Source organism: Snodgrassella sp. W8124, assembly GCF_016100875.1.
GTDB lineage: Bacteria > Pseudomonadota > Gammaproteobacteria > Burkholderiales > Neisseriaceae > Snodgrassella > Snodgrassella alvi.
The window spans coordinates 1-12,125 of record NZ_JACFRP010000005.1 but is presented as its reverse complement, the minus strand read 5'-3'; the positions used below and the strand labels follow the sequence as shown (position 1 = coordinate 12,125).

Below are 12,125 nucleotides of genomic sequence, written 5' to 3'. Positions count from 1 at the left end.
CAGAACGGATGCAAAAGCTGGTTTATTTCATATTTTTCCTGTTGGCATTAATCCCCTTACCTGTTTTACAGGGTTTAGGTTCCGTACTGGGGCGCCTTGGCTTTTACTTCGCCACCAGTGAACGTAAACGCACAACTAAAAATCTGCATTTTAGCAAACTTGCCGCCAACGACCAAGAATCAGAAAAACTGGTTAAATCTATTTTTGCAGAAACAGCCAAAAGCGGGCTTGAGTTATCCATAGCCTGGACCCGCTCAAGCAAGCATATCGTCTCATTATTTAAAGAAGTACACGGCTGGGAGTACATAGAAGCCGCTATTGAACGCAACGAAGGTTTGCTTTTAATTACACCACATCTGGGCAATTATGATCTTGCTGGCCGTTTTCTGAGCGAAAAACTGCCTTTTCCGCTTACTGCCATGTACCGCCCGCCTAAAATAAGCTGGCTGGAAAACGTTATGAATAGCGGACGTGTGCGTGATAACGGCTATACCGCTCCTGCCAATATGCTGGGGGTAAAACAGATTGTACGGGCATTAAAAAATAAGCAGGCTACTATTGTACTGCCCGATCAGGTACCCGGCGAAGGAGAAGGTGTATGGGCAACCTTTTTTGGTCAGCCTGCCTACACCATGACCCTAGCCTCTCGTTTGGCCATCATGCCTGAAGTCACTCCCCTGTTCTTTTGCGGCGAACGCCTGCCGCACGGTCGCGGCTTTGCCCTTCATATCGCACCGCTTGAAGGCACACTCAACGGCAACCGCGAGCATGATGCACAGATTATTAATAATAATGTTGAAAAATGGGTAACACGTTTCCCAAGCCAGTACCTGTTTGGCTATAACCGGTACAAATGGCGTAAAAACAGACCTGCTACCTAAAAAAATCATCAAAAAATTAGCAAACTATATCTTATACAAACAATATAGAAATCACAAAAGAATTATCCTTAAATTATAATTATTCGGAAATTATTTAATACATTATTTAATTAAAAATCGTCATATCAATTTAATAAATATTTATCGAGTATGATCTGAAATTAGATTAAATAAAATTATATAGATTAATTTCTACTAGATACAAATCATTAATTATTATTAATAAAACAGATATATTAATCTTAAAATTAATACCAAAAGTATAAATAATTTGTTTAGCAAAAATATTAAACAATTATCTAATTATGATTTGTTTTATTTTTATTAAATTATATAACTTGTAATTTTTTGCTTTTATATTTGTCTGTAAAACTCGACTTAATCCAGACCGATGCGATGCTTAATCGTAACCGGAATATTAACCGTTTCCTGCATAGCATTAAGCATTGTGCTACCAGTTCAACCACGCATCAGACAGATACCAAAAGCACCTTGCCGTACCCGCGAGCTAGTACTGAGGCAGCCGCAGTTCAGATTAATTTCATCATACTCATAACCAGCAGCAATTTTAACAGCCTGTACTAGAACTGCCGGCTTACTGCGCCATCTAGCTGCTAAGCAATAGGTTGCTCCTGCGGATAATATACCAGTAATCTGTTTCAGAATTTACAATATATCTTTATTGACCTATTCACAAAAAAAAGAGCCAATAAAGGCTCTTTTTTGAATATATAAACTGTTTTGGTAGTGGCAATACAGATTAACGTTTTGAGAACTGTTTTGCACGGCGTGCTTTGCGCAGACCGAATTTTTTACGTTCAACTTCACGTGCATCACGAGTAACCAGACCAGCAGCAGACAGAGTTGGTTTCAGAGCTGCATCGTAATCAATCAGTGCACGGGTAATGCCATGACGAATTGCACCAGACTGACCGGTTTCACCGCCGCCTACTACATTTACTTTAATATCGAAAGCTTCGAGATTTTCAGTCAGTACCAGAGGCTGACGAACAATCATGCGGCCGGTTTCGCGACCGAAAAATTCATCCAGCGGACGACCATTTACAATAATCTGACCGCTACCCTTTTGCAGGAAAACACGAGCCACTGAACTTTTGCGGCGACCCGTGCCGTAGTAATATTTACCGTTCATTGCGTGTCCTTAGATATCCAAAACTTTAGGTTGTTGAGCAGCATGGCCATGTTCTGCAGTAGCATATACTTTCAGTTTTTTAATCATGGCATAGCCCAGCGGGCCTTTAGGTAACATACCTTTAACGGCTTTTTCCAGCGCACGGCCAGGAAACTGGTTTTGCATTTCAGCAAAAGTGCGCTCATAAATACCACCAGGAAAACCTGAGTGGCGATAGTATTTTTTGTCAGTCTGTTTCTGACCAGTCACACGCAGTTTGTCAGCGTTAATTACAATAATGTAATCACCAGTATCAACATGTGGCGTGTATTCTGGCTTATGTTTGCCACGCAGACGGCGGGCGATTTCAGCAGCCAGACGACCCAGAACTTTGTCTTGAGCATCAACCACATACCAATCGCGCTTCACCTCATGGGGCTTAGCTGAAAAGGTTTTCATAAAAGCTAATCCAGATAAATATACGAAAGCTTCTAATATTAAAGATTAATCAATTGATTGTCAATTGCTGTACAGGGTTTGTATGACAATTTCCCTGTACTGAGCAGGATACAGTTGCATTGATGATTACATCTGTAGTCATATTCAGCCGATACGTCTGAAAGGCGGTAAACACGCCAGTAACTGTTTACCATATCGCGCAGTCAGAATACGATTATCCAGAATAGTAACCCGGCCGTAATCTGTTTCAGTCCGAATCAGCCGCCCTACGGCCTGAATCAGCTTGATACTGGCTTCCGGCACAGTAATCTCCATAAACGGATTACCGCCGCGTGCCTCTATCCACTGATTGCGGGTTTTCTCAATCGGATTATCCGGCATAGCAAACGGCAGCTTGGCAATAATGACCTGCACACACATCTCACCGGGTAAATCCAGACCTTCAGCGAAACTGTCCAGACCGAAAATAATACTCGGACGACCGGCAGCAATTGCCTCATGATGGCGCTCTAATAATATCTGTTTGGGTATTTCTCCCTGCACCAGCAATAAAGGCAAATGACTATCCGGCAATTTCAGCGCGACCTCCTGCATTTGCCGCCGTGAAGAAAATAATACCAGCGTCCCAATAGGTTCGCTTTCATTAATCAGCTTCGGCAGCCAATTAACAATTTCGCTGGTATGCGCTGCCGCATCTTTCGGACTGGCTGCCAGTGCCGGTATATACAGCTCACCCTGTTCTGCAAAATGAAACGGGCTGTCCAGTGCCAGCATAGTAGTATCAGGCAGCCAGCTCAGGCCTGTTTGCTTTAACAGTAAATCAAATGTACCCAGTGAGCGCAACGTAGCCGAAGTCAGCAATGCTCCTGCTGCCCGCCGCCACAAACCACTGGCCAGCTTACTGGCACTGGTAATGGGAGAGGCATGAAAGTTGTAGTCAACCTTATCTTTAGCTATCCGAGTAATCCATTTAGCCAGTGGTGCTTCGCCTTCAACTTTTTCCGTGGACATTAAATCCCATACATCCACGACCTGTTCAGTTCGCGCCAGCAGCATGCCCAAATCCGTACTGAGCTGATCAAGCAGACTGCTATCCTTATTCTTATCCCGTCTGGAGGCAGATAATGCCTCATTCATACCATTTAAATGTTTCAGCAGCATTCGTGCGGCGATAGCGGTATTATTTACCAGCATATTCAAACTCGATGGTATTTCACCATCCGGCCACAGCCAGCTGCTTTCTTCGATACTGTCCTGTACTGCCAGACTGGGTTCATCAGCCAGACAAATCAGCCATTCCTGCAAACTTTCCTGCAAACCCGATGCAGCTTCAACAGCCAGCACTGCAAGTTCACTTTTATCCAGCACACCAGCTACTTTATCTACAATATTACCAATCCGGTCTAAAAACCATAATGTCTGATTCAAACTATGTTCAGCCGCAAATTGCTGTAAAGCTTTATGCGGTAAATGGTGCGCTTCATCGATACAATAAAAACTGTTGGCCGGTGCCGGCAAAATTACACCGCCGCCCATGCCGATATCAGCCAGCAGTAAATCATGATTGGCTACCACAACATTCACCGTTTCCAGCGTCTCCCGCGCCAGAAAAAAAGGACACTCGGCGCGGTTCGGGCACCCGGATTTCAAACAACCATGGCGATCATTAGTTACTTTCTGCCATAAACCGTCGTCAATTTGTTCCGGCCATGTATCCCGGTCTCCATTAAAAGTACGGGCAGCAAACTGATCTGCCATATTACGCAATACTGCCAATTCTTCTTTTTTAGGCTTCCGCTCCCAGAGTACCATTTGTGGTTCAAAACCCTGCAAACTGTCCTGTGCGTTTAATTGGGTTAATTGATACAGTTTATAGGGACATAAATAACGTCCGCGTCCTTTAGCCAGAGCAAAACTAAGACTCAGTCCGCTGTGCCTGACTACAAACGGTAAATCACGCCCGACCAGTTGTTCCTGCAAGGCGACAGTCGCACTGCTTACTACCAGTATTTTGCCGCGCGTCTGCGCCATAATTCCGCCGGCAAGTAAATATGCCAGACTTTTACCTACTCCTGTCGGCCCCTCTACTACAACGATAGACTCACCATTGCGCTCCGGTGCATCCTCACCATCCTGCTGTTGCTGAGTGCGTGAAAATGCATTAGCAACGGCCGCAATCATTTCCCGCTGTGCCTGCCGGGGCCGGAAATTAGGCAAACTTCTGGCAATACTTTGGTAATGATCACGTATGGCGTTTTTTTCTAAATCAGTAAGCATAACAATTCAAACAATAGGCAAATAGCATAAACCCATATTCTTTTTAGTAGTAAAGTTATTTAAAATCAGTATATTTACAAACTAATTCCAATTATATACTTAAATTCCATATTAAATTTTTAGCAGGCACATTATGAACAAAATTATCTATTTCGTTTTATTCTGTCTCGTAACAACAGGTCTTATTGCCTGCTCTAAAACTCAGCAAGATTCCACAGCAGCCAGTACGACCAAAAAAGAGCTGGTTTTTGGTGCCTCTGCTATGCCTTACAGCACAGTATTTGAACAAGGCATTAAACCTATTCTGGAAAAACAGGGCTACACCATTAAAACCATGAATTTTTCCACGCTGGAAGTGAATAATCAATCTGTTAATAATGGTCAGGTTGATTTTAATCTGGATCAGCATACTGCCTATCTTAATGTCTTTAACCGTGAAAAAGGTACACATCTGTATCCTCTGGTGCATATCCCCACCATACCGGCTGCTATTTATTCAGACAAATACACATCCTTTCAGCAGGCGCCCAATGGTGCTACTGTGCTGATTCCCAGTGATCCGGCCAATACTTCGCGTGCATTGCGCATTCTGACCGATAATCATTTCATTCAGCTCAAATCCGGTACTAACCCGATACTGGCAACATCCAGAGACATTGTCAGCAATCCAAAACAATTGAAAATTAAAGAAATGGATTCAGTCATGATTCCGCGCACACTAGGTGAAGTAGATTTCGGTTTCGCCTCCGGTGGGATTGCTTACCAGTCTAAACTTGATCCGAAAAAAGCCGTACTTCGTGAAAAAGTAATTCCGGAAATGGAAATGGTGGTTACCATTAATGAAAAAAATAAAGATACACAGTGGGCAAAAGACTTAAAAGCAGCCTATCAATCACCAGAATTTAAACAATTTATGCAGAAATACAATCAAAATCAGATGTGGGCACTGCCACAAGGTGAATAAACCTATTTCATCCTGAAAATTGCCGGTAATACTATCACGCATTACCGGCAATTCATCTATAAATTCATCACGTAACAGTAAAAATTTAAAAACGTATAGCAGTTCACTACTTATTAATCACAACACTGAAAATAAACCCCGCATGGAATATTTATTAACGTATGTTTTGCAGTATGGCTAAACAAATCGGTACAGCAGCCTAACATGTTTAATAAAAATAACAAAACAAAAATTTTAAATACATTTTATAATATAGAAATTACATAACTTAATTTATAAAAGCATGACTCTTTACAGTATCAAACCTGCTTTTCAAAAATTATTACGCCCGCTCATGTTCTGGCTGTATCGAAAAGGCGTTACAGCAAACCACATTACCCTTTCTGCAATTGGTCTTTCTGTATTAATCGGTGTCATACTGGCTATTTTTCCGCATCCGGAATTATTCTGGCTGCTACCGATTACATTGTTTATCAGAATGGCGCTCAATGCACTGGATGGCATGCTCGCTCGTGAATGTAACCAGCAAAGCCGGCTTGGTGCTGTCTTAAATGAATTGGGTGATGTCTTATCTGATATTGCCTTATATGTGCCGTTCATTCTGTTACCGGGCAGTAATACAACTGTGGTACTGGTAATGTTCTTCTGTGCAGTACTTACGGAATTCTGCGGCATTCTTGCTCAAACAATTAATGGCATCCGCAGCTATGCGGGTCCCATGGGTAAAAGTGATCGTGCCCTGATTTTCGGTACATGGTCTTTATTACTGGCTATCTGGCCAGAATTAACATCATGGAACAATCTGCTGTGGTGTATATCAATTGTCTTACTGGTCTGGACTTGTGTTAACCGTTGTCGCAGTGCCCTGACCGGAGAACACTGATATGCTGTTGCAAAAATCCTTACTGGTCATTTTCAGCCTTTTATTACTGGCTACAGTTATCAATGGCTTATTAGTGTACCTGAAACCGGATAAAGACTGGCATGAACTCACACTGCGTATTCGAACGTGGTGGATTATTATTATACTGTTTTCTCTGGCATTAATCAGTCCATCCTGGTTAGGGATATGTTTTTTTGCTCTGGTCAGCTTCATGGCGTTAAAAGAATATTTAACGCTGGTACCGGCACGCCATGCAGACCGTATGCCTATCCTGTGGATGTTTATCACTATTCCGATTAATTACTGGTTTATCGGCAGTAACTGGTACGGTTTTTTTATTATATTTATTCCGGTATATATGTTCCTGTTTTTACCGGCACGAATGGTTATTGCTGGTGATACCAAACATTTTCTGCGTACAGTGTCTCAATTGCAGTGGGGTTTGATGACAACTGTATTTGCTTTCAGCCATGTTGCCAGTTTGCTGGTACTGCCGAATGATCATCAGCAAACTGGTGCGCTATTGGTACTGTTCCTTGTGGGTTTAACAGAATTCAATGATATTACTCAATACTTGTGGGGTAAATCTCTGGGTAAAATCAAAATAACACCTAAAGTCAGCCCGAACAAAACTCTGGCCGGACTACTTGGCGGCATAGCCAGCACGACAATTGCTGCCATGCTGCTGGGTCCTATACTGACACCACTGAGCTGGGAAATGTCTTTAATTGCAGGTCTGATCATCAGTATAAGCGGATTCTGTGGTGATATTGTCATGTCTGCAATCAAGCGGGATATTGGTATTAAAGACAGCGGCACGATATTACCCGGCCACGGAGGTATTCTTGATCGTCTGGACTCATTGATTTTTACTGCACCGGTATTTTTTCATTTCGTTCGCTATTTTTACTACTAAATCATGCTTAAATCATTACTCAAACCCATATTTGCATTATGTATAGAATGGCCGTTTATGCGTTTCTGGCTGGGTTTGCGTATTCATCAGCATCACAATCTGCCTAAACAGGGTCCGGCAATCATTGTTGCTAATCATAATAGCCACATGGATGTATTTGCACTGATGGGTCTATACTCACCTTTACAGCAAAATCAGATTCATCCGGTAGCTGCAGCAGATTACTTTCTGAGTAATAAATGGCTGGCCTGGTTTGCAATTAATATTCTCAACATTATTCCGGTTACCCGTCAGAATGGCGGTCAGAACAATCCGCTTCAGGGCTGTGAAGAAGCCTTACGTCAAAACAAAATCCTTATCCTATTTCCAGAAGGCTCTCGTGGCGAACCCGGAAAAATGCAACCGCTCAAATCAGGTATCTGGTATTTAAGCGCTGCTATGCCAACTGTACCCATCATTCCGGTATGGCTACAGGGAACTGAACAGATTATGGCTAAAGGTAATCGTATTCCGCTGCCCCTATTCATAGACATTAATATTGGTAGTGCCATGTATTACCAGCCGGATAAGGACCAGTTTAAAGCAGATTTATTAAATAATTTACTCGCATTGCGTCCGCAATATACGAAAAGAGATTCTGATGACTGAACAACGCCAAGCAAAAGAAAGTACATTTTATACCAGCGATAAACAAGAATTATTTTATCGACACTGGTCTGCAATTACCTCCGGCACGATACGTAAAGTTATTGTATTGTTTCACCGCGGACATGAACATTCTGGTCGTTTGCAGCACATTGTGGATGAGCTGAACATGCCGGATACGGATTTTTATGCATGGGATGCCCGCGGGCATGGCCACTCTCCCGGCCCTCGCGGTTACAGCCCGTCTCTGGCTCGTTCTGTACAGGATGTGGATGAATTTATGCATTTTGTTGCCGCAGACAGCCAAACTCCCCTTTCGAATATCATAGTGATTGCCCAGAGTGTGGGAGCGGTACTGGCAGCAACATGGGCACATGATTATGCCCCGAAAATTCGCGGGCTTGTATTAGCCTCTCCTGCTTTTAAAGTAAAACTGTACGTGCCGTTTGCCCGGCCATTGCTTAGTTTCGGACAATATGTGAAAGGCCTTTTCTTTGTTAATTCCTATGTCAAAGGCAAGTATCTGACCCATGATCCCGAACGTGTTAACAGTTTTAATAACGATCCGCTGATTACCCGTGCAATTGCAGTAAATATTTTACTGGATTTATACCGTACAGCCGACCGCGTCATTGAAGATGCTGCTGCTATTACTTTACCTACGCAACTGCTGATATCCGGTCAGGATTATGTAGTGCACAGGCAACCACAACTGGATTTCTATCAGCGTATTCGCAATCCGCTCAAAGAAATGCACATTCTGCCCGGTTTTTATCACGATACATTGGGCGAACTTAACCGAGAAGAAGCTTTTACAAAAATTCGCAGCTTTATCGATACCTTATATCAGCAGCCAGTAGCCGCTTTTAATTATCAGCATGAAGATCGCTGGAGCCCGAGTGCAGATAACTGGCGTGAATTAAGCGGCGGACCGGTTCCGCTTTCTTTCAGTGCCTTCAGTTATCGTGCCTTACATAAAGGTATGACAACCCTTGGTAAACTTTCTAATGGCATTAAACTGGGTTGTGAAACTGGCTTTGATTCCGGCAGTACACTGGATTATGTTTATCAGAATCAGCCTCAGGGTCAAAACTGGCTGGGAAAACAATTTGACAAAGCTTATCTCAATAGCATTGGCTGGCGAGGTATCCGGCAACGCAAAATTAATCTGGAATATATGATTAAACAAGCTGTATCAAAACTACAGGAAAAAAATCTTCCGGTTCGGGTTGTTGATATTGCTGCCGGTCATGGCAGGTATGTCATTGAAGCATTATCCAATATCAATGCAGTTGAAGAAATTTTATTACGCGACTACAGTGAACTTAATGTCAGCAAAGGTCAGCAGATGATTGCTGATTATGGTTTAAGCAATAAAGCGCGATTTGAAATTGGTGATGCCTTCAATCAGGAACAACTCGCAGCACTTACACCTCAGCCAACCCTGGGTATTGTTTCCGGACTGTATGAACTTTTTCCGGATAACTCTCTGTTACGCAATTCACTAAATGGTTTAGCAGCTGCTATCCCTGCCGGTGGTATCCTGATTTACACCAATCAACCCTGGCACCCACAATTGAAAACCATTGCATGGTCTTTAACCAGCCATCGTCAGGGTCAGCCGTGGATTATGCGTAATCGTTCTCAAGGTGAAATGGATGCTCTGGTAAGTGCAGCCGGTTTTGATAAATGTGCACAAATTATTGATGAATGGGGGATTTTCAGCGTATCCATGGCAATTCGCCGTGCATCATGAAGTTGCGTAGTCAATTAAACTGTCTGGCAGTAGGCTGGTTAATCATTCTGGCGCCGTTTTTCTTGGTAATGTATGAACTGGTTAATCAGTTTACTGCCACACGAGCTGATATTAATAGTGTGGTATATAGCTGGGAACAATACATCCCGTTTATTCCACTCACCATTATTCCTTACTGTAGTCTGGCTTTGCTTTATAGTATATCTTTATTTTTGTGTCGCTCTGTATCTGAACAGACTCGTCAGGCCTGCCGGTTAGTATTAGCTTCTACAATAGCCTGTATCAGTTTTTTACTATTTCCTCTTCGTTTTAGCTTTATCCGTCCCAAAGTTGAAGGTTTTACCGGCTGGTGGTTTTATCAGCTGGAGCAGTTTAATTTATCTTATAATCAGTCTTCAATACTCTATATCATCCTAAGCTGGCTGCTGTGGCAACACTTTTTACAACATGCTCCTAAACGTCTGCGCTGGCTGATTCATTGCTGGTTTCTGTTAATTGGTATTTCTGTATTGACGACATGGCAGCATCATTTTATTGATGTAATCATCGGCGTAGCTATTGGTATGTTTATTGACTGGCTAATACCGGTTAAAAAAATACCAAAAACCCATATTCATATACCGTGTACACAGTCAAAAAAGCTGACTAAGTATTATGCAACAGCAGCGCTTGTGTGCTTATGTTTTGGAATTTATTCTACTCCGTGGTTATTATGGCTGGCATTATCTTTATTTATTGTCAGTTGTTCATATCATTTTGGTGTTAATACAATATATAAATCACAGCATGGCAAATATTCAGCGGCTACTTATATTCTGTTATTTCCCTGGCGATGTCTGATGACTATTTCCAGATGGCTGTATACCCGTAAAATTCCTGCTATTAGCCCAATCAATGAGCACATTTTTATGGGTAGTTATCCTTGCAGCAGTGTTAAACAAAAAGCCATTCTGGATTTAACATTCGAATTTCCACGCGCCCAATCTACATATAATCGTGTGTATACATGTATACCGATGCTGGATCTGGTTTGCCCCAGTATGTTGCAATTGCAACAAGCTGTCAGTGAATTAGAAAAATTACGTACACAGCACAATAGTGTTTTAATCCATTGCTCATTGGGACTATCACGTAGTGCCATTGTAGTAGTAGCATGGCTGCTGGCTTTTGATAATTTTAAAACTGTAGAACAGGCCTGTACATTTGTGCAGCAACAACGCCCGCAAATTGTACTAGGCTCCAAACATATGGAACTTCTTGAGCAATGGCATATCAGCATAACCCAGAATCCAATGAACATGAACTTAGTAAAGTGTTAGTCAGCCACACATTAGCAAGCTGGCGCTTTTTGTTATTGATGGCATTAATACCTTTATTATGGGCAATATTTTGCGCATCTGCTGGCTTGATACGTTCACTGATCACAGCTGGTGCCGGTATGGTTATTTATCAATGCTGGCGACTATGGCTGGATAATCATTATATTTCTGAACTCACTCAGGAAAATAACCGGCAGGCTGGTATTATTCTTACTTCTATTTGGCAAAAACAAAAACTGCAAGATTTTACTTTGGAACAAAGATATCAGGGAGCACTGAAGCAACTCAAATACTCCTTAATAAGCTGTGCCCTACTCTGGCTAATCTGGATTATTACTTTATTGTTTAAATGAAATATCTGTAGATTTAATGATAAAAAATAAGATTAATCTATGTTAAATTAAAATGGTATAGAAATTTTCTATCTATAAGCAGTTAAGCGAATAAGCGATACATCTGTCACATTCTTCATTCAAAGCAGTAGTCACTTAAATTTCTAATATAGATTATACTAATCATCTTTTTTGTATCAATAAAAACCAATCAGATGAGTCTGCACATAGCTCTGTATCAACCTCAAATTCCTGCTAATACCGGCAATATCGCCCGTACTTGTGCCGGCACACATACCAGCCTGCATTTAATTCATCCTTTAGGTTTCTCTACCGATGACAAGATGCTTAAGCGTGCTGGTCTGGATTACTGGCCTCATGTAGATATTCATTATCATGATAGTCTGGAAGCATTCATCAGCATGACCGAAACTCAAATTAATGCACAAGTCTACCTGATAGAAACCTACGGCACACGCAACTACACTCAGTTCGACTACAGCGACCGCAATCAGCAAATCTACTTCCTCTTCGGTCGCGAAACCACCGGATTGCCACAGG

Annotated in this window: 12 protein-coding genes and 1 pseudogene; 9 read left to right on the top strand and 4 right to left on the bottom strand. The window is 42.0% G+C overall.

Annotated elements, in window-relative coordinates; translation table 11 throughout:
• Positions 1-8 precede the first annotated feature (8 nt).
• The gene (locus tag H3U73_RS10125; RefSeq protein ID WP_025329934.1) at positions 9-881 is read left to right on the top strand and encodes a lysophospholipid acyltransferase family protein; all 873 of its coding nucleotides are present in this window, start codon (positions 9-11) and stop codon (positions 879-881) included.
• 381 nt (positions 882-1,262) lie between these two features.
• Here H3U73_RS10125 and H3U73_RS10860 read toward each other — a convergent pair.
• From H3U73_RS10860 to dinG, 4 genes and pseudogenes are all read right to left on the bottom strand, one after another.
• Positions 1,263-1,481 (bottom strand): annotated as a pseudogene (locus tag H3U73_RS10860) (tRNA-dihydrouridine synthase); the annotation flags it as partial.
• Positions 1,482-1,641: 160 nt separating this feature from the next.
• On the bottom strand, positions 1,642-2,034 hold the full coding sequence (gene rpsI / locus H3U73_RS10115; RefSeq protein WP_025329932.1) for a 30S ribosomal protein S9: 393 nt from the start codon (positions 2,032-2,034) through the stop codon (positions 1,642-1,644).
• A gap of 9 nt (positions 2,035-2,043) precedes the next feature.
• Positions 2,044-2,472 carry a 50S ribosomal protein L13 gene (rplM, locus tag H3U73_RS10110; protein WP_025329931.1) on the bottom strand — a complete coding sequence of 143 codons (429 nt, stop codon included), beginning with the start codon at positions 2,470-2,472 and terminating at the stop codon, positions 2,044-2,046.
• A gap of 144 nt (positions 2,473-2,616) precedes the next feature.
• Complete coding sequence (gene dinG, locus H3U73_RS10105; protein WP_084550365.1) at positions 2,617-4,749, bottom strand: ATP-dependent DNA helicase DinG; 2,133 nt, start codon at positions 4,747-4,749, stop codon at positions 2,617-2,619.
• A gap of 133 nt (positions 4,750-4,882) precedes the next feature.
• Between dinG and H3U73_RS10100 the strand changes: the two genes are divergently transcribed.
• The 8 genes from H3U73_RS10100 to H3U73_RS10065 all read left to right on the top strand — a co-directional run.
• Positions 4,883-5,713, top strand: coding sequence for a MetQ/NlpA family ABC transporter substrate-binding protein (locus H3U73_RS10100; protein ID WP_084547198.1), 831 nt, complete (start codon positions 4,883-4,885; stop codon positions 5,711-5,713).
• Between the two features lie 283 nt (positions 5,714-5,996).
• Complete coding sequence (locus tag H3U73_RS10095; RefSeq protein WP_084550368.1) at positions 5,997-6,596, top strand: CDP-alcohol phosphatidyltransferase family protein; 600 nt, start codon at positions 5,997-5,999, stop codon at positions 6,594-6,596.
• A gap of 1 nt (position 6,597) precedes the next feature.
• Positions 6,598-7,512 (top strand): phosphatidate cytidylyltransferase, encoded by a 915-nt coding sequence (locus H3U73_RS10090; protein ID WP_078474483.1) that lies wholly within the window; start codon positions 6,598-6,600, stop codon positions 7,510-7,512.
• A gap of 3 nt (positions 7,513-7,515) precedes the next feature.
• Positions 7,516-8,160, top strand: coding sequence for a 1-acyl-sn-glycerol-3-phosphate acyltransferase (locus H3U73_RS10085; protein WP_037393225.1), 645 nt, complete (start codon positions 7,516-7,518; stop codon positions 8,158-8,160).
• Positions 8,153-9,913 carry a bifunctional alpha/beta hydrolase/class I SAM-dependent methyltransferase gene (locus H3U73_RS10080; RefSeq protein WP_198190496.1) on the top strand — a complete coding sequence of 587 codons (1,761 nt, stop codon included), beginning with the start codon at positions 8,153-8,155 and terminating at the stop codon, positions 9,911-9,913. Before H3U73_RS10085 ends, H3U73_RS10080 begins: the two co-directional genes overlap by 8 nt.
• Positions 9,910-11,232 carry a phosphatase PAP2/dual specificity phosphatase family protein gene (locus H3U73_RS10075; RefSeq protein ID WP_084550374.1) on the top strand — a complete coding sequence of 441 codons (1,323 nt, stop codon included), beginning with the start codon at positions 9,910-9,912 and terminating at the stop codon, positions 11,230-11,232. The genes H3U73_RS10080 and H3U73_RS10075 overlap by 4 nt, the downstream gene beginning before the upstream one ends.
• A complete protein-coding gene (locus H3U73_RS10070; RefSeq protein WP_084550377.1) occupies positions 11,178-11,585 on the top strand; it encodes a hypothetical protein in 408 nt (135 codons plus the stop codon). Before H3U73_RS10075 ends, H3U73_RS10070 begins: the two co-directional genes overlap by 55 nt.
• 194 nt (positions 11,586-11,779) lie before the next feature.
• The coding region (locus H3U73_RS10065; RefSeq protein WP_198190495.1) for a tRNA (cytidine(34)-2'-O)-methyltransferase at positions 11,780-12,125 on the top strand (346 nt) is incomplete at its 3' end.

Bases quoted from the DNA above. Each gene is read 5' to 3' on its own strand.
- H3U73_RS10125 (WP_025329934.1), top strand. From the start codon at position 9: ATGCAAAAGCTGGTTTATTTCATATTTTTCCTGTTGGCATTAATCCCC.
- rpsI (WP_025329932.1), bottom strand. From the start codon at position 2,034: ATGAACGGTAAATATTACTACGGCACGGGTCGCCGCAAAAGTTCAGTG.
- rplM (WP_025329931.1), bottom strand. From the start codon at position 2,472: ATGAAAACCTTTTCAGCTAAGCCCCATGAGGTGAAGCGCGATTGGTAT.
- dinG (WP_084550365.1), bottom strand. From the start codon at position 4,749: ATGCTTACTGATTTAGAAAAAAACGCCATACGTGATCATTACCAAAGT.
- H3U73_RS10100 (WP_084547198.1), top strand. From the start codon at position 4,883: ATGAACAAAATTATCTATTTCGTTTTATTCTGTCTCGTAACAACAGGT.
- H3U73_RS10095 (WP_084550368.1), top strand. From the start codon at position 5,997: ATGACTCTTTACAGTATCAAACCTGCTTTTCAAAAATTATTACGCCCG.
- H3U73_RS10090 (WP_078474483.1), top strand. From the start codon at position 6,598: ATGCTGTTGCAAAAATCCTTACTGGTCATTTTCAGCCTTTTATTACTG.
- H3U73_RS10085 (WP_037393225.1), top strand. From the start codon at position 7,516: ATGCTTAAATCATTACTCAAACCCATATTTGCATTATGTATAGAATGG.
- H3U73_RS10080 (WP_198190496.1), top strand. From the start codon at position 8,153: ATGACTGAACAACGCCAAGCAAAAGAAAGTACATTTTATACCAGCGAT.
- H3U73_RS10075 (WP_084550374.1), top strand. From the start codon at position 9,910: ATGAAGTTGCGTAGTCAATTAAACTGTCTGGCAGTAGGCTGGTTAATC.
- H3U73_RS10070 (WP_084550377.1), top strand. From the start codon at position 11,178: ATGGCATATCAGCATAACCCAGAATCCAATGAACATGAACTTAGTAAA.